At 63.8% G+C, this 19,920-nt stretch carries 18 protein-coding genes; 12 read left to right on the top strand and 6 right to left on the bottom strand.

The genetic code is table 11. The features are described 5' to 3' along the window. Positions 1–30 precede the first annotated feature (30 nt). From parE to E2H86_RS03300, 5 genes are all read left to right on the top strand, one after another. A complete protein-coding gene (gene parE / locus E2H86_RS03320; protein ID WP_133324688.1) occupies positions 31–1,935 on the top strand; it encodes a DNA topoisomerase IV subunit B in 1,905 nt (634 codons plus the stop codon). Next, a complete protein-coding gene (locus tag E2H86_RS03315) occupies positions 1,932–2,918 on the top strand; it encodes an esterase-like activity of phytase family protein (RefSeq protein WP_133324686.1) in 987 nt (328 codons plus the stop codon). The genes parE and E2H86_RS03315 overlap by 4 nt, the downstream gene beginning before the upstream one ends. Continuing rightward, complete coding sequence (locus E2H86_RS03310; RefSeq protein WP_133324684.1) at positions 2,915–3,433, top strand: retropepsin-like aspartic protease family protein; 519 nt, start codon at positions 2,915–2,917, stop codon at positions 3,431–3,433. The genes E2H86_RS03315 and E2H86_RS03310 overlap by 4 nt, the downstream gene beginning before the upstream one ends. Before the next feature lie 10 nt (positions 3,434–3,443). Further along, positions 3,444–5,702, top strand: a complete 2,259-nt coding sequence (parC, locus tag E2H86_RS03305; RefSeq protein WP_133324682.1) for a DNA topoisomerase IV subunit A — start codon at positions 3,444–3,446, stop codon at positions 5,700–5,702. A 174-nt stretch (positions 5,703–5,876) separates the two neighbouring features. Further along, positions 5,877–6,584, top strand: a complete 708-nt coding sequence (locus E2H86_RS03300; protein WP_133324680.1) for a PqiC family protein — start codon at positions 5,877–5,879, stop codon at positions 6,582–6,584. 103 nt (positions 6,585–6,687) lie between these two features. Here E2H86_RS03300 and E2H86_RS03295 read toward each other — a convergent pair whose 3' ends face one another. After that, the gene (locus E2H86_RS03295; RefSeq protein ID WP_133324678.1) at positions 6,688–8,133 is read right to left on the bottom strand and encodes an AhpA/YtjB family protein; all 1,446 of its coding nucleotides are present in this window, start codon (positions 8,131–8,133) and stop codon (positions 6,688–6,690) included. A 135-nt stretch (positions 8,134–8,268) separates the two neighbouring features. Here E2H86_RS03295 and serB point away from each other — a divergent pair, with 135 nt between their 5' ends. Further along, complete coding sequence (serB, locus tag E2H86_RS03290; RefSeq protein WP_165976028.1) at positions 8,269–9,483, top strand: phosphoserine phosphatase SerB; 1,215 nt, start codon at positions 8,269–8,271, stop codon at positions 9,481–9,483. Positions 9,484–9,575: 92 nt separating this feature from the next. Here the strand turns inward: serB and asd are convergent, their stop codons facing one another. The 3 genes from asd to E2H86_RS03275 are packed head-to-tail and all read right to left on the bottom strand — an operon-like array spanning position 9,576 to position 12,838. Then, entirely contained in the window at positions 9,576–10,439 is an 864-nt protein-coding gene (gene asd, locus E2H86_RS03285; protein ID WP_133324674.1) for an archaetidylserine decarboxylase, read from the bottom strand. A gap of 9 nt (positions 10,440–10,448) precedes the next feature. After that, on the bottom strand, positions 10,449–11,258 hold the full coding sequence (locus E2H86_RS03280; protein WP_133324672.1) for a rhodanese-like domain-containing protein: 810 nt from the start codon (positions 11,256–11,258) through the stop codon (positions 10,449–10,451). A 44-nt stretch (positions 11,259–11,302) separates the two neighbouring features. Further along, complete coding sequence (locus tag E2H86_RS03275) at positions 11,303–12,838, bottom strand: HDOD domain-containing protein (protein WP_133324670.1); 1,536 nt, start codon at positions 12,836–12,838, stop codon at positions 11,303–11,305. A gap of 131 nt (positions 12,839–12,969) precedes the next feature. Here E2H86_RS03275 and motA point away from each other — a divergent pair, with 131 nt between their 5' ends. Continuing rightward, a complete protein-coding gene (gene motA / locus E2H86_RS03270; protein WP_133324668.1) occupies positions 12,970–13,821 on the top strand; it encodes a flagellar motor stator protein MotA in 852 nt (283 codons plus the stop codon). Between the two features lie 3 nt (positions 13,822–13,824). Beyond that, a complete protein-coding gene (motB, locus tag E2H86_RS03265; RefSeq protein WP_133324666.1) occupies positions 13,825–14,859 on the top strand; it encodes a flagellar motor protein MotB in 1,035 nt (344 codons plus the stop codon). 73 nt (positions 14,860–14,932) lie between these two features. On the opposite strand, the gene rsgA is transcribed toward motB, so the two are convergent. After that, positions 14,933–15,964 carry a small ribosomal subunit biogenesis GTPase RsgA gene (gene rsgA, locus E2H86_RS03260; RefSeq protein ID WP_133324664.1) on the bottom strand — a complete coding sequence of 344 codons (1,032 nt, stop codon included), beginning with the start codon at positions 15,962–15,964 and terminating at the stop codon, positions 14,933–14,935. A gap of 144 nt (positions 15,965–16,108) precedes the next feature. Here rsgA and orn point away from each other — a divergent pair, with 144 nt between their 5' ends. After that, positions 16,109–16,651, top strand: a complete 543-nt coding sequence (gene orn, locus E2H86_RS03255) for an oligoribonuclease (protein WP_133324662.1) — start codon at positions 16,109–16,111, stop codon at positions 16,649–16,651. A gap of 126 nt (positions 16,652–16,777) precedes the next feature. Beyond that, the gene (locus tag E2H86_RS03250) at positions 16,778–17,389 is read left to right on the top strand and encodes a trimeric intracellular cation channel family protein (RefSeq protein WP_133324660.1); all 612 of its coding nucleotides are present in this window, start codon (positions 16,778–16,780) and stop codon (positions 17,387–17,389) included. 76 nt (positions 17,390–17,465) lie between these two features. Here the strand turns inward: E2H86_RS03250 and queG are convergent, their stop codons facing one another. Then, positions 17,466–18,530 carry a tRNA epoxyqueuosine(34) reductase QueG gene (gene queG / locus E2H86_RS03245; protein ID WP_133325158.1) on the bottom strand — a complete coding sequence of 355 codons (1,065 nt, stop codon included), beginning with the start codon at positions 18,528–18,530 and terminating at the stop codon, positions 17,466–17,468. Between the two features lie 65 nt (positions 18,531–18,595). On the opposite strand from queG, the gene E2H86_RS03240 reads away from it, so the two are divergent. Together E2H86_RS03240 and tsaE are read left to right on the top strand one after the other, a co-directional pair. Beyond that, entirely contained in the window at positions 18,596–19,456 is an 861-nt protein-coding gene (locus tag E2H86_RS03240) for an NAD(P)H-hydrate dehydratase (RefSeq protein WP_165976027.1), read from the top strand. Then, positions 19,444–19,917, top strand: coding sequence for a tRNA (adenosine(37)-N6)-threonylcarbamoyltransferase complex ATPase subunit type 1 TsaE (tsaE, locus tag E2H86_RS03235; protein WP_133324656.1), 474 nt, complete (start codon positions 19,444–19,446; stop codon positions 19,915–19,917). Before E2H86_RS03240 ends, tsaE begins: the two co-directional genes overlap by 13 nt. Positions 19,918–19,920 lie beyond the last annotated feature (3 nt).

The raw sequence follows: 19,920 nt of genomic DNA, 5'->3' as shown, positions 1-19,920 counted from the left end.
TTGCATTCACCAGACTGACGACGAGAACCCATGGCCAATCCCAGCGCTAGCGCCTATAACGCAGACGCCATCGAAGTCCTCTCGGGCCTTGACCCGGTCCGCAAGCGGCCGGGCATGTACACCGACACCAGCCGGCCCAATCACCTGGCCCAGGAAGTCATCGACAACAGCGTCGACGAAGCCCTGGCCGGCCACGCCCGCTCGGTGCAGGTCATCCTTCACGCCGACCACTCGCTGGAGGTCAGCGACGATGGCCGCGGCATGCCGGTGGACATCCACCCCGAAGAGGGCGTCTCGGGGGTCGAGCTGATCCTCACCAAGCTGCATGCCGGCGGCAAGTTCTCCAACAAGAACTACCAATTCTCCGGCGGCCTGCACGGCGTCGGTATCTCCGTGGTCAACGCCCTGTCGACCCAGGTGCGGGTGCGCGTCAAGCGCGACGGCAACGAGTACCAGATGACTTTCGCCGATGGCTTCAAGTCCAGCGAGCTGGAGGTGGTCGGATCGGTCGGCAAGCGCAACACCGGCACCAGCGTCTACTTCAGCCCCGATCCGAAATACTTCGATTCGCCCAAGTTCTCCATCAGCCGCCTCAAGCATGTGCTCAAGGCCAAGGCCGTGCTGTGCCCGGGGCTGTTGGTCAGCTTCGAGGACAAAGCCAGTGGTGAGAAGGTCGAATGGCATTACGAGGACGGCCTGCGTTCCTACCTGGTCGACTCGGTCAGCGAGTTCCAGCGCCTGCCTGACGAGCCGTTCTGCGGTAGCCTGGCCGGCAACAAGGAGGCTGTCGACTGGGCCTTGCTGTGGTTGCCCGAAGGGGGCGACAGTGTCCAGGAAAGCTACGTCAACCTGATTCCCACCGCCCAGGGCGGTACCCACGTCAATGGCCTGCGCCAAGGCCTGCTCGACGCCATGCGCGAGTTCTGCGAGTTCCGCAACCTGCTGCCGCGCGGTGTCAAGCTGGCCCCCGAGGACGTGTGGGAGCGCATCACCTTCGTGCTGTCGATGAAGATGCAGGAACCGCAGTTTTCCGGGCAGACCAAGGAGCGCTTATCGTCCCGCGAGGCGGCGGCGTTCGTCTCCGGCGTGGTCAAGGACGCGTTCAGCCTGTGGCTCAACGCCCATCCCGAACTGGGCATGCAACTGGCCGAGCTGGCGATCAGCAATGCCGGGCGGCGCTTGAAGGCCAGCAAGAAGGTCGAGCGCAAGCGCGTCACCCAGGGCCCGGCGTTGCCTGGCAAGTTGGCCGACTGCGCCGGGCAGGACCCGATGCGCGCCGAGCTGTTCCTGGTCGAAGGTGACTCCGCCGGCGGTTCCGCCAAGCAGGCCCGTGACAAGGAATTCCAGGCCATCCTGCCGCTGCGTGGCAAGATTCTCAACACCTGGGAAGTGGACGGCGGCGAAGTCCTGGCCAGCCAGGAAGTGCACAACATCGCTGTGGCCATCGGCGTCGATCCAGGCGCTAACGACCTGTCGCAACTGCGCTACGGCAAGATCTGCATCCTCGCCGACGCCGACTCCGACGGTTTGCATATCGCCACCCTGCTGTGCGCACTGTTCGTCCAGCACTTCCGTCCGCTGGTCGAGGCCGGGCACGTCTACGTGGCCATGCCGCCGCTGTACCGCATCGACCTGGGCAAGGAAATCTACTACGCCCTCGACGAAGCCGAGCGCGATGGCATTCTCGATCGCCTGGTGGCCGAGAAGAAGCGCGGCAAGCCCCAGGTCACTCGCTTCAAGGGGCTGGGCGAGATGAACCCGCCGCAATTGCGCGAGACCACCATGGACCCGAACACCCGGCGCCTGGTCCAGCTGACCCTGGACGATCTGCAGGGCACCACCGAGATCATGGACATGCTGCTCGCCAAGAAGCGCGCCGGTGATCGCAAGAGCTGGCTGGAAACCAAGGGCAACCTGGCCGAGGTCCTGGTTTGATTCGTCTGCTGTTAGCTGCCTGCCTTGCCCTGGTTGCCCTGACGTGTCAGGCCAGCGAGTGGCCGCAGTTGAAGTTGACCGCCGAGCACCCGATCGAAGGCATGCGCGGCGGCAATCTTTCCGGCCTGGCGTTTTGTCGTGGCAGCTTGTGGGGCGTTTCGGACCGCGATGACGACCGTATCTATCGCTACGACCAGCAAGAAGCGGTCTGGCGCGCCGAGCCGTTGATATTCACCCCCCCGCCAGTCCCTGAAAGTGGCCTGCCCTGGGGCTTGAAGGCGCGGAGCTGGGCGGCGGCGCTGGTGCGCGGCGGTGATCTGGATTTCGAGGGCATCACCTGCGACCAGAGCGACAACCTCTATCTGGTCAGCGAAGCCCATGCTGCCGTTCTGCAATTGCCCCTCGAAGGCGAGCCCAACTGGCTGAAGATCGACCCGGTGATGATGCGCCAGGCTCGTGCCAGCGGCATGCTGCTGAACTTCAATGCCCTGTTCGAAGGCCTGGCCATCAATCCAGCCGGTGACCGCTTGTGGTTGGCGGCCGAGCGTGAGCGACGGGGCCTGGTGGTGATCGAGCGACAGCAATCGCTATGGAACTGTGGGCGCAGCTGCGTGTTGCTCAGTGAAGCCGGGGTCGAGATGCAGCCACCGCAGATGCCCAATCCACGGCCACTGTCCCGGGACTTTTCCGACCTGGCGATGTTCGAGGGCAAGCTGTTCACCCTCGAGCGCAACGCGTTTCGTGTGTGCCGCCGCGATCCAGACACCGGCAAGGTCGAGCGCTGCTGGTCGTTCGCCGCCGATGCCCTGGTCCCCGAGCGTCGCTACGATCAGCCGTTCGGCCTGGCCGAAGCGCTGGTGATCGACGCCAAGGGCGCATGGATCGGCCTGGACAACAACGGCAGCGACCGCGCCGATGGTGAGACTCGGCCGATCGTCTGGCGCTTTGCCGCGCCCGAGGGCGGCTGGAGCGCCCAGCCATGACCCAGCCAGCGGGCAAGCGCGCCGGCAAGGTGCTGATGATCGTGGCCTGGGCCGCCGCGCTGTTCCTGGCTACGCGCTTCTTCGGCCAGTGGGAGGAGCGCCAGCGCAACCCCAATGCACAGGTGCAGTCCGAGCACGGCGATGGTTTCATCGAGGTGCGGCTGCTGGGCAATGGCCAGGGCCATTTCGTGCTGGACGGTGCGATCAATGGCCAGGTCGTGCATTTCATGCTCGACACCGGCGCCACCGACGTGGCCATTCCCGAGGCCCTGGCCAACGAGCTGGGCCTGGCGCGCGGCAGCCCGGTCATCCTGAGTACCGCCAATGGTCGCACCGAGGGCTATCGCACGCGGCTCGACAGTGTGCAGCTTGGCGATATCCGCCTGCACGGCGTCCGTGCCCTGGTGGTCCCGGGACTGGACGGGCAGACCGTACTGCTCGGCATGAGCGCCCTGAAACAACTTGAATTTACCCAGCGCGGCGGCACCATGTTGCTGCGCCAGAACCTGAAATGACGAGGCCCGCATGAGCGACTCACTGGAACTCAGCCTGGACGGCGTCGAACGCCGCTCGCTGGCTGACTTCACCGAACAGGCCTACCTCAACTACTCCATGTACGTGATCATGGACCGGGCACTGCCGCACATCGGCGACGGCCTCAAGCCGGTGCAGCGACGCATCGTCTATGCCATGAGCGAGTTGGGGCTCGATGCCGATGCCAAGCACAAGAAGTCGGCGCGTACCGTCGGTGACGTGCTCGGCAAATTCCATCCCCATGGCGATTCGGCCTGCTACGAGGCCATGGTGCTGATGGCGCAGCCGTTCAGCTACCGCTATACCCTGGTCGATGGCCAAGGCAACTGGGGGGCTCCGGACGATCCAAAGTCGTTCGCCGCCATGCGCTACACCGAGGCGCGCCTGTCGCGGTATTCCGAGGTGTTGCTCAGCGAACTGGGCCAGGGCACCGTGGACTGGGTGCCGAACTTCGACGGCACGCTGCAGGAGCCGGCGGTGTTGCCGGCACGTCTGCCCAACATTCTGCTCAACGGCACCACGGGTATCGCCGTGGGCATGGCCACCGACGTACCGCCGCACAACCTGCGTGAGGTTGCCAGCGCCTGCGTGCGGTTGCTCGATGAGCCCAAGGCCACCCTCGAGCAGCTCTGCGAGCATATCCAGGGCCCGGACTACCCGACCGAGGCCGAGATCGTCACGCCGCGTGCGGAAATCCTCAAAATCTACGAAAGCGGCCGCGGCTCGATCCGCATGCGTGCCGTCTACCGTGTCGAGGATGGCGATATCGTCGTCACTGCGCTGCCGCACCAGGTCTCCGGGGCCAAGGTGCTGGAGCAGATTGCCGCGCAGATGCAGGCCAAGAAGCTGCCGATGGTGGCCGATCTGCGCGATGAGTCGGACCACGAGAACCCCTGCCGCATCGTCATCATTCCGCGCTCGAACCGGGTCGATGCCGATGAATTGATGCAGCACCTGTTCGCTACCACCGACCTGGAAAGCAGCTACCGCGTCAACGTCAACATCATCGGTCTCGATGGTCGGCCGCAGTTGAAGAACCTGCGGGCCTTGCTGCTGGAATGGCTGCAGTACCGTATCGGTACCGTTCGTCGCCGCTTGCAGCATCGTCTGGAGAAGGTCGAGAAGCGCTTGCACCTGTTGGAAGGTTTGCTCACCGCGTTCCTCAACCTGGATGAAGTGATCCACATCATTCGTACCGAGGATCACCCCAAGCAGGCCCTGATCGCCCGTTTCGACCTGACCGAGATCCAGGCCGACTACATCCTCGAGACTCGTCTGCGCCAGCTCGCCCGCCTGGAAGAGATGAAGATCCGCGGCGAGCAGGACGAACTGCTCAAGGAACAGGCCAAGCTGCTCGCGCTGCTGGGCAGCGATGCCAAGCTGCGCAAGCTGGTTCGCAGTGAACTGATCAAGGATGCCGAAACCTATGGCGACGACCGCCGTTCGCCGATCGTCGAGCGTGCTGAAGCCAAGGCCCTTTCTGAAACCGAACTGATGCCGACCGAGCCGGTGACCGTGGTGCTTTCGGAAAAAGGCTGGGTGCGCTGCGCCAAGGGCCACGATATCGACGCCACCGGCCTTTCCTACAAGGCCGGCGATGGCTTCAAGGCTGCTGCTGCCGGACGCTCAAACCAGTTTGCCGTGCTCATCGACTCGACCGGGCGCAGCTATTCCCTGGCCGCCCACAGCCTGCCGTCGGCCCGTGGCCAGGGCGAACCGCTGACCGGCCGTCTGGCGCCGCCGCCGGGGGCGACCTTCGAATGCGTGCTGCTGCCCGAAGACGACGCGCTGTATGTGGTGGCATCCGACGCCGGCTACGGCTTCGTGGTCAAGGGCGAGGACCTGCAGGCCAAGAACAAGGCGGGCAAGGGCCTGCTCAGCCTGCCTAACGGCGCCAAGGTCATCACCCCGCGACCGGTGGCCAATCGCGACCAGGACTGGCTGGCGGCGGTCACTACCGAAGGCCGTCTGCTGGTGTTCAAGGTCAGCGACCTGCCGCAACTGGGCAAAGGCAAGGGCAACAAGATCATCGGTGTGCCGGGAGATCGCGTCGCCAGCCGTGAGGAATACGTCACCGACCTGGCGGTGCTCGGCGAGGGCGCGACACTTGTATTGCAGGCCGGTAAGCGTACGCTATCTCTGAAGCCGGACGACCTGGAACACTACAAGGGCGAGCGGGGCCGGCGCGGCAGCAAGCTGCCACGGGGCTTCCAACGGGTCGACGGATTGCAGGTGGAAGGTCCGGCATGATCCGCCAGACTGCCTGGAACGGCAATTTCAGCGTCGTTCCGGGCAGAAATGCTGGAGTCGGGCGGCTATTTCGCGGATGATAGTGCCCTTGTGGTGCCAGCGTGGCTGTGTGCCCAAATGAATCTAAGTCAGTATCATTGCGGTTTGCTGATTAGCGACCGCCTGGACGGGATGATGAAATTTCTGCGCCTTCCATTTGCGCTGTTGATGACGGGTTTGCTGGGGTTGGGCGGATGCAGCATGCATCAGCCGGTAGCCTTGTACCAACTCGACAGCGGTGATCCTGGTCAGCCTTCGCAAAGCGCGGGCATGGCCGTGGTGCTCGGCCCGGTATCGATCGCCGACTACCTGCAACGTGAGACCTTTCTGCAGCGTCAGGCCGATGGCAGCCTGAGCTCGGCGACCGACGGTCGCTGGGCCGGTAGCCTGTCGTCCGATATCGACCAGTTGCTGGTTCGTCAGCTGGCCTGGCGGCTGGACAGCCAGCGTGTCGTGCTGGCACCGGCAAGCACCGGCTTCACGCCGGACGTGCAAGTGCTGTTGTCGATCACCCGCCTGGACTCGGGCAAGAACCAACCGGCTGTGCTCGATGCCCAATGGCGTCTGCTCGACCGTCGTGGCCATGTGCGCGACAACCGTATCGTGCACCTCGAGCAACAGCACGAGGGCAGCGAGTCTTCGCAGGTGCAGGCCCAGGGCCAGCTGTTGCAGAAGCTGGCCGAGCAGTTGAGCTCGGCGGTCAAGCCGTTGGCCAATCAGCCGGCCATCGCTGAAGAAACGCCGAAGAAGCCGGCACCGGTGCAGGTCAAGAAGGCACCGGAGAAAGCCAAGATTCCAATGGCTTCGCCGATTCGCACGGACATGGAGGTGTATCGGTTCTGACCGAACGGATACCCACAAAAAAGCCCGCATCATTGCGGGCTTTTTTGTGGGTGTACGGCAGGGTCATTCAGTTCGAGCGCCGAAGCTCACCGCGTATTGGCAGTCAGCTCTTGCGCTCATCCAGTCGTGCCAGTTGTCGTTCCAGCATCGACGGGTACGGCTCCATCAATCGCTCCACACAGCAGGCTCCTTCAGGGCTGGCAATCGGGCGGATGCGTGCGCGTTGGCGGATCAATGCGTCGTCGCTGATCTGCCGCTCGACCAGCAGCAAATTGCGGCTGTGCTGTGACAAGGCCAGAGCGTCCTGGGCCTTTTCGGTCATCAGCACGTCGACCAGTTCCAGCCCCTGCAGGTCATCACCGTGCACCAGGCCCAGCTGCAGTTGCAGGGTGATGCCGCTGTCGGCTACCTCGATCTGCAAGGCATGGCCCAAGGCGCGCAGCAGCTCGCCGCAGCAAATGGCGTTGGTCAGGTAGTCTTCGCCGCTGTCGCGGCTGTGGAACAACACCAGGGTACTGCCATCATTGAGCGTGTGGGTTTCGCCTTCGTACAATGAGGCGGCCTGCTCCAGGCAATCGCGATAACGCTCCAGCAACTCGGTCAGGCGCGTGCGTGGCAGGCGCCGCAGTTGTTCCTGGGAACCCAGTTGCACGGCCAGCACGGCGCTGTTCTGCGGCTCGTCGGACTCGACCAGGGCCACTTTGGGCGCGGGCTCGTCGCTGTCCAGCAGGCCGGCAAAGGCCTCGTCATCGTCCTCGTCGGCCTGGGCCGTGGCACGTGGCGCCGGGGGCTGCTGGTCGTACAGGTCGTCGAAGTCGCCTTCGTCTTCCTCGTCCTCCTCAGGCTCCGGTGGCGGAGGCGGTGCCAAGCGGGCGTGCAACTGACGCGCCAGGTCGCCGATCTCGTCCTGGCGGTCGATCGCCGGGGTATAGGGGTGTGGATCCCGCAGCCAGACGCGCAGTTGCAGCAGCGGCGTGGTGATGTAGCGACCTTGGCGCAGGCTCAGGCTCAAGGCCAGGGCCAGCAGGATCGCGGCGAGGATCCCCATGCTCTGCAGGCTGATCAGCATGGGCTGCTGGAACTGGCTCATGTCCAGGCTGATGCGCAGTTGCCCGGCGGTGACGTCCTGGAAGGTGATCTTGGTCTGGAACAAGCCCTCGGCTTCGCCCAGCAGGCTGTTGCGCGGACGCTGGCCGGCCTCGGCGAGGATGCGGTTGTCGACGCTGTAGATCGCTGCGTGGGCCACCAGAGGGTTTTTCACCAGGTTGCCGAGCAGCACATTGAGGCTGAGGATGTCGTTGGACACCAACAGTTCCGTGGCCGAGGTCGCGGTCTGGGTGGTCAGGCTCTGGCCGAGGGCATCGGCCTGTTCATGCATGGCCTGCTTGAACTGCAGGCCCATGACGCAGGCATAGATCACCAGCGCCAGCGCGACCAAAAATATGTTGGTGCTGGCGATGCGCAGTGCCAGGGGAACGCGGCGTTGACGCAGGGCACGGAAGATCATCAGGAAGAAGTTGTCTGGCTTGACGGGCGTGGGCCGGTTCACAGAGCGCGGCTCTTAATGGCAGAAAAGTGTTGCGCAGTATAGCGAGCCATAATTTGTCGGCAAAGTAGCGTTGGTGCCCGATGGTCATGGAAAATCGGTAGAATGCGCATTTTTCATCGAAGTCGGAGCCAGGTTGTGCGCGAAATCGTCCTGATCAACATCACCGGTGAGGACCGTCCCGGTCTTACCGCCGCCCTGACCGGCGTCCTGCTCCAGGGCGGTGTGAACATCCTCGACATCGGCCTGGCCGTCATGCACGGCACCTTGTCGTTCGGCATCCTGGTCGATATCCCGGATAACGAAGTGGCTACCAACCTCCTGCAAAGCGTGCAGGCCAAGGCGCACGAGTTGAACCTGCAAGCCCGCTACACGCCGATCTCCGAAGCCGATTATCAGCATTGGGCCGATGGCCATGGCGAGGCGCGGCACATCGTGACGGTGCTCAGCCGCAAGATCAAACCCGAGCAACTGCAGCGGGTGAGTGCGGTGATCAGCCAGTATGGCCTGACCATCGAGCGCATCGAGCGCCTGTCTGCTCGCGTGTCGCTGGATAATGAAAGCGTGAAAGGCAAGTCTGCCCTGGAGATTTCCGTGCGTGGCGTGCCGAGCGATGCTCAGGCCCTGCGCAGCGAATTCTTCGCCCTGGCCGAAGCGCTGAATATCGACATCGCCTTCCAGAAGGACGACCTGTTCCGTCGTAACCGCCGCCTGGCGGTGTTCGACATGGACTCGACGCTGATCGAGGCCGAAGTCATCGACGAGCTGGCCAAGGCCGCTGGAGTCGGCGAACAGGTGGCGGCCATCACCGAGCGGGCGATGCGCGGCGAGCTGGATTTCCGTGCCAGCTTCAAGGAGCGCATGGCGCTGCTCAAGGGGCTGGACGTTGGTGTCCTGGATCAAATCGGTGCTTCGCTGCGTCTGACCGAAGGCGCTGAGAACCTGTTCGCCGAGCTCAAGCGTCTGGGTTACAAGACTGCGATCCTGTCCGGTGGCTTCACCTACTTCGCCAAGCAAGTGCAGGCGCGCCTGGGCATCGACTACGTGTTCGCCAATGAGCTGGAAGTGGTGGATGGCAAGGTCACGGGCGTTGCCGTGGAGCCGATCGTCGACGCCCAGCGCAAAGCCGAGCTGCTGCAGAAGCTGGCCGCCGATGAGGGCCTGCAGCTTCAGCAGACGATTGCCGTGGGCGATGGCGCCAACGACCTGCCGATGCTGGCCCTGGCCGGTCTGGGCGTGGCCTTCCGCGCCAAGCCGCTGGTACGTCAGTCTGCCAAGCAGGCGATCTCGACCTTGGGCCTGGACGGCGTGTTGTACCTGCTGGGGCTTCGGGATCGTGAGGCGCGTGGGTAAGGGGTTGCTTCGAGTGCTTTGGCGCCTGTGAGACCGAGCGCCGCCCGCGCGGCGCTCGGTCTCACAGGCGCAGAAAGTACCGCGCCAAACCTTCAGGCCTGGGCAGGCGTTGCCAGCAATTCACCCATGCGCACCGCTGAGCTTGCGCCGAGGGTCTGCGCCCACTTCACCTGCTCGGGGCCGAACAGCACGATCGCGGTGGAGCCCAGCTTGAAGCGGCCAAGCTCGGCACCTTTTTCCAGATGGATCGGCGTACGGCTGCCTTCGTCATAACGGAATGTCTTGATCTCGCGCTTGGGCGGCGTGACCAGCCCGGCCCAAACGGTCTCGATCGAGGCGACGATCATCGCGCCGACCAATACCACGGCCATCGGCCCACGTTCGGTGTCGAACAGGCACACCACGCGCTCGTTGCGGGCGAACAGCTCCGGCACGTTCTCGGCGGTGGTCTGGTTGACCGAGAACAGACGGCCCGGTACGTAGACCATTTCGCGCAGGGTGCCGGCCAGCGGCATGTGCACCCGGTGGTAGTCCTTTGGCGACAGGTACACGGTGGCGAATTCGCCACCCATGAACGGCGCTGCCAGGGCCGGATCGCCGCCCAGCAGCTCCTGGGCGCTGAAGCTGTGGCCCTTGGCCTGGAAGATGCGACCGTGTTCGATCGGGCCAAGCTGGCTGATCGCGCCATCGGCTGGGCAGAGGATGGCGCCCGGCGTTTCGTCCAGCGGGCGGGCGCCGGGCTTCAGGGCGCGGGTGAAGAAGGCGTTGAAGTGCTCGTAGGCGGTGAGGTCTTCGACCACGGCCTCGCTCATGTTCACCTGGTAGCGCTTGGCGAACCACGCGGTGAAAGCATTCTTGAACCAGCTTACGCGGCACTCGGCAATGCAGCCGGCCAGGCGCGACAGTAGGTGGTGCGGCAGCAGGTACTGGCTGATGATGAACAAACGGGATTTCATGCAGGTTCCTTAGACTTCTACAGGCGTGTCCGGGTGGTTGCCCCATTCGCTCCACGAGCCGGCATACGCCTTGACCCGTGGGTAGCCGAGGGCCTTGGCCACCAGGTAAGTGAAACCGGAGCGGCGGTGGGTCTGGCAGTGGGTGATCACTTCCTTGTCCGGGGTGATGCCCAGGCGCTCGAGCACTTCGGCGATGTCCTTGCGGATGCGCAGGTGGTCATTGAGGTCCATGCCGGCGGTCCACTCGAAGTTGACCGCGCCAGGTATATGGCCGCCCTTGGCTGCCAGGACCTTCTCGCCATTGTATTCCTGCGGCCCACGGGCATCCCAGATGACCAGGTCATCGTCGCCCAGGCGGCTCTGCAGGTACTCGCGGGAAGCCGTTGGTTCGCTGTGAAACCGCAGCCTCACCGGGGTGTTGCCCGCTGGGGGCACTTCGGTGGTGAGCTTGTCCGCCGGCCAGGCCTGGATGCCGCCGTTGAGATAGTGGTGGGCCTTGTGACCGATGACGTCGAGCAACCAGATGAAGCGCCCGGCCCAACCGCCGCCCTCGTCGTCGTAAACCACGTAGACGGCATCGTCGCGATGACCGAGCTCGCTGAACAGCTTCTCCAGTTCACCCAGAGGCGGCAGCAGGCCAGGAGCAGGCGGCTGGCCAAGCTGGGTGCGCTTGCCTTCGACGAAACGGGCGCCGGGAATGTGCCCGCTGATGTAGCGGTTGATGCTGCTCAGGTCGACCAGGATCAACTGGGGGCAATCCAGGCGCGGCAGCAGGTCCTCGGGCTCGATCACCAGAGGCAAGCCGGAAAAGTCAGTCATCCACGTTCTCCGATGTGGAAAGAGGGGCGATTGTAGCGCAAGGCTCAAGGGTTGCGGCTGGCGAAAAGCGCCAGGGCCCGCTCGATGCATTGTGCGGTCTTGCCGAACGCCTGCACGCTGACATCGGCCAGCGGCTTTCCGCCCTGGTCGGCCACGGCCAGCATCAAGACCTGGTCATCCACGGCCAGCGAACGCAACAGCAGGTGCTCGCCGCTGAACAGTGTGCGCAAGGGGGCGGGCAGCAGGGCGGCGAACTGGGCGTGGTTATCGGGGGTCAGTCGCAGCTGCGCGGCCTTGCTCAGCAGCTTTTGCAGCAACTTGTTCTGCGGTACTTGCAGGGCGATGGCCTCCGCTTCCTTGGGCAGCCCGCTGGCTTGCTGTACGCGCAGGTAATCGCAGGTTCGATCCAGGCTCAGCAGCAGGATGCGCTGCATGCCGCAGGCCTGCAGGGCCTCGCGGGCCTGGCTGGCCAGGTGCACGGCATTGGCGAATGGACTGGGTTGTGCCAATAGCTCCTGACACAGCTTGCGCCAGCGTGCCAAGTCGTCGCTGCCGGGCGGCGGTGGGGTGAGCATGTCGGGGTGCGGGCGGCGCTGCTGCCAGGGCCAGATCAAGGCTTCGGCGGGGTGGAATACGGCGTACCGGGCATGGTGACGGGCACTCGCGGCAGCCTGCTGATGCACCTGCTGCTGCACGTCGTCCAGCGATGTCTGCAGGTACAGGGCAGTCAGCAGCTGCCAGCGCAGCAAATGGGGATTGTCCCAGCCCACTTGTGCGGCCAATGCCAGGTTGTTGGCCAACAATACGGTATTGGCGGGCTGGTTGAACCAGCGGCGCAGCCCCGGCTCCTCGTCCAGGCGGTGCTGTTGGCTGAGTTCGTCCGAATCGCGGGCGATATTCAGCACCAGCGCCAGTTGCTCGCGCTCTTCGAGCAGCAGCCGGTAGCCCTGGGTGACCCACTGGGGCAGGCGCCAATGCTCGGCCACAGCCCGGCACAGAGCCATGATGCGCACGCCAAACAACTCGTGCTCCACCTGCGCGGCGTCCTCGCCCTTGTGGATAACCCGCAGTTCCCAGGTGTCGAGTAATTTGGGGTAGGCCAGGGCCAGCGGCCATAGCGGTGCCAGAAACAGCAGACTGCCCCAGTGGATCTCCTGCCACAGCCGCGCCAGGCGGCTGGCGAACAGTCCGCTGGCCTGTTGCGCAGCGTGCTGGCTGATGAGCAGGAACTGGCACAGGACCGGCGGCAGTTCTTCGTCTGGCAGTGAAGGCAAGCGCTTGAGCAATTGCTCGGTGCGCGCCAGGCCCAGACGGTTGAGGGCGATTTCCAGGCTTTCGGCCGGCTCGGCCTGGCTTGGATTGCCGGGATGGTTGGCTTCGCGCATCACCGAGAGCACCAGAGCCGGGCTGTCCTGCATCAGTTCGGCGATGTCGCGCAGGGACCGTCGGCTGTCGTTGATGGCGGCCATTACCCGGTCATGACTGTGTTTCGGCACCGGCAGGCGAATGCCGTCGAGTACCGTTACCCAGGTCTTCAACGTGCGCGGAATCTCAGCAGGTACCTTAGTTTCAATTGGCATTTTGACATCAGTCCGAACTGGCTTTTCGCTTTGAGTGGCTATAGTCTGGCGCAGTTCTGCCGATAAGTAGAAGAAGAGTTTTAAAGCTCCCGTCCCCCGACCCTGACCACGACTGCAAGTGCTTTGAACCTATGGCTAAAATTATCGGCATCATCGTCGTATTCGCGAGCGTGCTCGGCGGATACGTTCTTTCCCACGGCAAGATTGCGGCGCTGATCCAGCCATTCGAAGTGCTGATCATCGGCGGCGCTGCCTTCGGTGCGTTCCTGCAGGCCAACCCCGGTTACATGACCATGCATGTAATCAAGAAGTCGATGAAGATGTTCGGCTCGCGGTTTACCCATAGTTACTACATGGAAGTGCTGGGCCTGGTCTACGAAATCCTCAACAAGAGCCGTCGCGAAGGCATGATGGCGATCGAGAGCGATATCGAAGATGCCGCGGCCAGCCCGATCTTCGCCAAGTATCCATCGGTGCTGGGCGATGAGCGCATGACTGCGTTCATCTGCGACTACCTGCGCATCATGTCCACCGGCAACATGGCGCCGCACGAGCTCGAAGGCCTGTTCGACATGGAACTGTTGAACATGAAGGAAGAGCTCGAGCACCCGTCCCATGCGGTCACTGGCATCGCCGACGGCATGCCCGGCTTCGGTATCGTCGCGGCGGTACTGGGCATCGTGGTGACCATGGCTTCGCTGGGGGACGGCGACCAGGCCTCGATCGGTCTGCATGTGGGTGCGGCGCTGGTCGGTACCTTCTTCGGTATTCTCGCGGCCTATGGTTTCTTCGGTCCGCTGGCCAAGTGCCTGGAGCACGATGCCAAGGAAGAGATCAACCTCTACGAGTCGATCAAGGCGTCGCTGGTGGCCTCGGCCTCTGGCATGCCACCTTCGCTGGCGGTGGAATTCGGCCGCAAGGTGCTGTACCCGAAGCATCGCCCGAGCTTCTCCGAGCTGGAACAAGCGGTTCGTGGTCGCTGAGTCATGGAGAACAATCAGCCGATAATCATCAAGCGCGTCAAGCGCTTCGGCGGCGGTCACCATGGCGGTGCCTGGAAGATCGCCTTCGCCGACTTCGCCACGGCGATGATGGCGTTCTTCCTGGTGCTCTGGCTGCTGTCCACGGCCACGCCCGAGCAGAAGATCGCCATCGCCGGCTACTTCAAGGATCCGATCGGCTTTTCCGAAAGCGGCACGCCTTACGTCATCGACCTGGGCGGTTCGCCGCAGTTGGCGCCGGAAAAGACCATCAACCCGGAAGAGAAATCCGAGCCTACACCCGACACCAGCATGCAACTGGACAAGGACCAGGTCGAAACTCTGGCCGAGCAGGTCGAGCGCGAACGCCTGGAGCTGCTGTTGCAGGAATTGCAGAACAAGGTGGAGGAAAATCCCGAGCTGCAGAAGTTCAAGGATCAGATTCTGTTCGAGATCACCCAGGACGGCTTGCGCATTCAGATCATGGACGCCGAGAACCGGCCGATGTTCGATCTCGGCAGTGCGCGCTTGCAGCCGTATTTCGAGGACATCCTGCTGGCCATGGCCGACACCATCAAGGCGGTGCCGAACAAGATCAGCATCAGTGGCCACACCGATGCCAAGCCGTATGCGGGTACCGGTGACTTCGGCAACTGGGAGCTGTCGGCCAACCGTGCCAACGCGGCGCGTCGGGCACTGGTGGCCGGGGGCTATCCGGACGAGCAGGTGGCGCGGGTGGTCGGCTATGCCTCGTCGTCGCTGTTCGACCGCAAGAATCCGTTCAATCCGGTCAACCGGCGCATCGATATCATCGTCCTGACCAAGAAGGCCCAGCGCGATATCGAAGGCAAGCAAGGCGCTCCGGAGACACCGCCTGCGTCTGAAGCAACGCCACCAGCCCCCTCCACGGCGCCCACATCGCCTGGCGCTTCGGCGGCGCCGGGGGCGAGCGACACGCCGATGCAGCCGCGTGAGCTGCGCCAGAAGCTGAATATCTTCGAGGATGGCGTGTTGAAGATGGACGACGCCAAGGATCAATGAAGACGCTGAAATGAAAGAAGGGGCTGCGCTGCAGCCCCTTCTTTCATTCTGGCCCGGCGGCCGGGCGTCGAGCTCAGTAGCTGTCTTGGGTGAGGCTGGCGATGATCGAGCGGTAGCTGTTCATCCGCTGTGGCTTGATCCGGCCATCGTCCAGGGCCTTGAGCAGTGCGCAGCCTGGCTCCCGGTCATGCTTGCAGTCGCGGAAACGGCAGGTGCCGAAAAGGTCGCGGAACTCGATGAAGCCCGCTTCGACGTCATCGCGGCTGACGTGGGCCAGGCCGAACTCGCGAATCCCTGGCGAGTCGATCAGGTCGCCGCCGTTGGGGAAGTGGTACAGGCGGGCCGTGGTGGTGGTATGCGTGCCTTGGCCAGACCATTCGGACAGGTCGCCGACTCGTGTGCCGGCGTCCGGCAGCAGGCTGTTGACCAGCGACGATTTGCCCACCCCCGACTGCCCGACGAATACGCTGATGTGCCCGTCCAGCATCTGTTGCAGGCGTTGCATGCCGTCGCCTTGATGGGCCGAGACTTCCAGCAGCGGATAACCCAGTTCGCGGTACACCTCGAGCAGTTCGTGCAGGCCTGGGCCATTCTGCTCGTCGATGAGGTCGGCCTTGTTCAGCAGCAGCAGGGGGCGGATGCCGGCATGCTCGGCTGCCACCAGATAGCGGTCGATGAGGTTGGGGTGCGGTTCAGGTGCCGGGGCGAAGACGATCACGATCAGATCGACGTTGGCCGCGACCGGCTTGAGTTGACCGTGATTGTTCGGCCGGCACAATTCGGTGCTGCGGGGCATCTGCGCGACTATCACGCCGATACCCTGGTTGCCAGCGCGCCAGACCACGCGATCACCGGTGACCAGCGCCGGCAGGTTGGCCCGCAGGTGGCAACGGAATACCTGGCCGGCCGACTCGCCGTCCTGGGCCTCGACTTCCACCTGCACGCCGAAGTGGGCGATCACCAGGCCCAGTTGCTCCGGCCCCAGGTCGCCGCCCTCCAGTTCCTGCAGCAAATGCTGTTCGCGCTTGGCGGCGCGTGCGGCGCGTTCGTTCTGGATCTTTTCGATACGCCAGTTCTGGCGGCGGTTGAGCTGGCGTTTGGCCATGAAGGTTCCGTGTCGGCGGGGCGGTAAGAAAACGGCTGGCAGTTTAGCACGCAAAGCCCGAGACCTGCGGCCTGACCTGTGGCGGCGCGAATGCACCTTGGCGTGCGGCTAGGCTACTATAGCGGCCTATACGAGGAGCCTTTCATGCACAACCCACAGAACCTGATCTGGATCGATCTGGAAATGACCGGGCTCGACCCGGACAGCGACGTCATCATCGAGATGGCGACGATCGTCACCGACAGCGAGCTCAATACCCTGGCCGAAGGCCCGGTGATCGCCATCCACCACAGTGACGAGGTGCTGGCGCGCATGGACGAATGGAACACCCGCACCCACGGCGCCTCGGGCCTGACCCAGCGTGTGCGGGAAAGCCGCATCGACATGGCCGAGGCCGAGGCCCAGACCCTGGCCTTCCTGGAGCAGTGGGTGCCCAAGGGCAAGTCGCCGATCTGCGGCAACAGCATTTGCCAGGACCGTCGCTTCCTCTATCGGCACATGCGCAACCTGGAAAACTACTTCCACTACCGTAATCTCGACGTGTCCACGCTCAAGGAGCTGGCGGCGCGCTGGGCGCCGGAGGTGCGTGACAGTTTCAAGAAGGGCAGTACTCACCTGGCGCTGGACGACATCCGCGAATCGATCGCCGAGCTGCGCCACTATCGCGAGCACTTCATCAAAATCTAAGCTTCAAGTCTCGAGCTGCAAGCGCCAAGTCAAGCGGTTTGTCTTTGCGTCGGATGCAATGGTCCGATCAGCGCGTACCGCTTGTTGCTTGAGGCTTGCTGCTTGCCGCTATTCTGGAGCCGCGCCATGTTGTTGATGCTCTACCTCATCGCCATTACCGCCGAAGCCATGACCGGTGCCTTGTCCGCAGGACGTCGCGGCATGGATTGGTTTGGCGTCGTGCTGATCGCCTGCATCACCGCGCTGGGCGGTGGTTCGGTGCGCGACGTGCTGCTCGGCCACTACCCGCTGACCTGGGTGAAGCACCCCGAGTACCTGGTGCTGACCAGTTGTGCAGCGCTGCTGACGATCTTCATTGCGCCGATGATGCGACGACTGCGCTCATTGTTCCTGGTGCTCGATGCCTTGGGGCTGGTGGCCTTTACCCTGATCGGCTGCATGACTGCGCTGGAGATGGGGCAGGGGATGCTGGTGGCTTCGCTCAGTGGGGTGATCACCGGGGTGTTCGGCGGCATCCTGCGGGATATCTTCTGCAACGATATTCCGTTGGTATTCCGCCGTGAGCTATATGCCAGCGTGTCGTTTGCGGCGGCCTGGTTCTATCTGGGGTGTGTGTACTTCAAGGTGCCGGCGGAACAGGGCATGCTGCTGACCTTGTTCGGTGGCTTTCTCCTGCGTTTGCTGGCGATCCGTTTTCATTGGGAAATGCCCAAGTTTCATTACAACGATCAGCAGTGAGTGCCTGGCTTGGGGGCGGCGCTCGGTCTCAGGGCCTCTGAAAATCTGAATTCAGGCGCATCGGCAGCACATCGCTCTACACCACCCCATGCCGCTCCAGCGCCCACTCCACATGCTCGCGCACGAGCTCCGAGGCATCGTCGCGACGGGCCTTGAGTGCCTCGATCACCGGTATCGTCGTGGGCGCATTGCCCAGCCCCACCGCCAGGTTACGCAGCCAGCGCTCGTATCCCGCCCTCCGCAAGGGTCCACCCTCGGTCTTGCGCAGAAAGGTCCGTTCGTCCCACAGGAACATCTCCGCCAACTCGGCATTCTCCAACCCGTGCCGCGGCTGGAAGTCTTGTTCCTTGGTAGGGTTGGCGAAGCGGTTCCACGGGCAGACGATCTGACAGTCGTCGCAACCGAACACGCGGTTACCCATCATCGAACGCAACTCCACCGGGATAGCACCCTTGAGCTCGATGGTCAGGTACGAGATGCAGCGCCGTGCATCCAGCACATAGGGGCCGACGAAGGCCTGGGTCGGGCAGATGTCCAGGCAGGCCTGGCAGCGCCCGCAGTGCTCGCTGCTGGTGGCTTCGTCCAGCGGTAGCGGCAGGTCGACGAACAGTTCGGCGAGAAAGAAGTAGCTCCCCGCCTTGCGGTTGAGCAGCAGGGTGTTCTTGCCGATCCAGCCCAGCCCGGCCTGCTCCGCCAGGGCCTTTTCCAGTACCGGGGCGCTGTCGACGAAGGCGCGGTAGCCGAACGGGCCGATCGCTTCCTGAATACGGTCGGCCAGGTGTTGCACGCGCTTGCGCACCAGCTTGTGATAGTCGCGGCCCAGGGCGTAGCGCGAGACGTAGGCCTTTTCCGGTTGCGCCAGGCGTTGGGCCATCTGCGTGTCGCCGGGCAGGTAGTCCATGCGCAGCGATACCACGCGCAGCGTGCCGGGAATCAACTGCTCCGGATGCGCACGCTTGCTGCCGTGGGCGCCGAGGTACTCCATCTCACCCTGGTAACCGGCGTCGAGCCAGCGTTGCAGATGGTGTTCGTGCTCGCCAAGGTCGATCCCGGCGATGCCGACGTGGGCAAAACCGAGTTCTCGGCCCCAATCCTTGATCGATTGGGCCAGCAGGGCGAGGTCAGGTGAGGTGGCAGGCATGGATGGGTAAGGCAATACGGGCTCAGGTGCGTATAATTCTGCCAGACATTGGAGCCTTTGACCCTATGCCCCAGACCAAACACCCTGGCCATGCCCCGCAGATACTCAGCAGCCTGAGCGTCGCGCACCTGCCTGCACGTGCCCCGCAGGCGCACAAAGGCGATTTTGGCCATGTGCTGGTGGTCGGTGGCGACCTCGGCACCGGTGGCGCGGTACTACTCAGCGCCGAAGCTGCGTTGCGCTGCGGCGCCGGCCTGGTCAGCGTGGCTACCCGGCCCGAGCATGTCGGCGCCGCCCTGGCCCGGCTGCCTGAGGTCATGTGCCTGGGCGTGGAATCGGCCAATCAGCTGATGGATGTGCGCGAGCGTGCCTCCGTGCTGGTGGTCGGCCCTGGCCTGGGCCAGGCGGCCTGGGGCCGCAGCCTGTTGTCGGTGGTGGCCAATGCCGAGCGGCCGCAGGTGTGGGATGCCGACGCACTCAACCTGCTGGCGCGTACACCGCTGTCATTGCCGCCCGGCAGCGTCCTCACCCCGCATCCAGGGGAGGCGGCGCGTCTGCTCGGAGTGTCCACCGAGGCTGTGCAGGCCGATCGCCCCGGCGCTGCGCTCAAGCTGGCGCGCCGCTATGCCAGCGTCTGTGTGCTCAAGGGCGCCGGTACCCTGGTGGCTGACCCTGATGGCCGGCTGGCACTGTGCGAACGTGGCCACCCGGCAATGGCTGGCGCCGGACTGGGCGACGTGCTGACTGGTGTAGTGGCGGCGTTGCTGGCCCAGGGCCTGGATGCCTGGAACGCGGCCTGCCTGGGGGTGTGGCTGCATGCCTGCGCCGGCGAGCGATTGGGCGTAAAGGGGAGGGGGCTGGCGGCAGGTGACCTGGCGCCGATCATTCGTGAGTTGTTGGAGGAGCATTCTGCGTGTCTGGGCTAACCCTGTTTCTGGCCGATGAAGCGGCAACCGTCGCATTTGGTGCGCGCCTGGCTGAAGTGACCAATGGTCATGGCGTGATTTTTCTCGAAGGCGACCTGGGAGCGGGCAAGACCACCCTTTCCCGTGGTCTGATTCGGGGGCTGGGCCATACCGGTGCAGTAAAAAGCCCCACGTTCACGGTGGTCGAACCCTACGAGATCGGAGACGTTCGCGCCTTCCACTTCGACCTGTATCGCCTGGTCGATCCTGAGGAGCTGGAGTTCATGGGGATCCGCGATTATTTCGAAGGTGACCCGTTGTGTCTGTTCGAATGGCCGCAAAAGGGGGCGGGCGTTTTGCCAAAGCCCGACCTGACCATTACCATAAGCCCCCAAGCGAGCGGACGTTCGCTGAACCTGTCGCCGCAGGGGGCTCGCGGCGAGGCCTGGTGCGTGGCACTGGCCGAATACCATAAACAGTAAGTG

The sequence above is a fragment of the Pseudomonas putida genome, from assembly GCF_004357765.1.
GTDB classification, from domain to species: domain Bacteria; phylum Pseudomonadota; class Gammaproteobacteria; order Pseudomonadales; family Pseudomonadaceae; genus Aquipseudomonas; species Aquipseudomonas putida_U.
Note: the sequence above shows the minus strand (reverse complement) of the source record. Positions and strands in the feature narration are given on the sequence as shown.

Bases quoted from the DNA above. Each gene is read 5' to 3' on its own strand.
- asd (WP_133324674.1), bottom strand. From the start codon at position 10,439: ATGAAATCCCGTTTGTTCATCATCAGCCAGTACCTGCTGCCGCACCAC.
- parE (WP_133324688.1), top strand. From the start codon at position 31: ATGGCCAATCCCAGCGCTAGCGCCTATAACGCAGACGCCATCGAAGTC.
- E2H86_RS03240 (WP_165976027.1), top strand. From the start codon at position 18,596: ATGCCCCAGACCAAACACCCTGGCCATGCCCCGCAGATACTCAGCAGC.
- E2H86_RS03310 (WP_133324684.1), top strand. From the start codon at position 2,915: ATGACCCAGCCAGCGGGCAAGCGCGCCGGCAAGGTGCTGATGATCGTG.
- E2H86_RS03300 (WP_133324680.1), top strand. From the start codon at position 5,877: ATGAAATTTCTGCGCCTTCCATTTGCGCTGTTGATGACGGGTTTGCTG.
- queG (WP_133325158.1), bottom strand. From the start codon at position 18,530: ATGCCTGCCACCTCACCTGACCTCGCCCTGCTGGCCCAATCGATCAAG.
- orn (WP_133324662.1), top strand. From the start codon at position 16,109: ATGCACAACCCACAGAACCTGATCTGGATCGATCTGGAAATGACCGGG.
- rsgA (WP_133324664.1), bottom strand. From the start codon at position 15,964: ATGGCCAAACGCCAGCTCAACCGCCGCCAGAACTGGCGTATCGAAAAG.
- motA (WP_133324668.1), top strand. From the start codon at position 12,970: ATGGCTAAAATTATCGGCATCATCGTCGTATTCGCGAGCGTGCTCGGC.
- E2H86_RS03250 (WP_133324660.1), top strand. From the start codon at position 16,778: ATGTTGTTGATGCTCTACCTCATCGCCATTACCGCCGAAGCCATGACC.
- E2H86_RS03275 (WP_133324670.1), bottom strand. From the start codon at position 12,838: ATGCCAATTGAAACTAAGGTACCTGCTGAGATTCCGCGCACGTTGAAG.
- motB (WP_133324666.1), top strand. From the start codon at position 13,825: ATGGAGAACAATCAGCCGATAATCATCAAGCGCGTCAAGCGCTTCGGC.
- parC (WP_133324682.1), top strand. From the start codon at position 3,444: ATGAGCGACTCACTGGAACTCAGCCTGGACGGCGTCGAACGCCGCTCG.
- E2H86_RS03280 (WP_133324672.1), bottom strand. From the start codon at position 11,258: ATGACTGACTTTTCCGGCTTGCCTCTGGTGATCGAGCCCGAGGACCTG.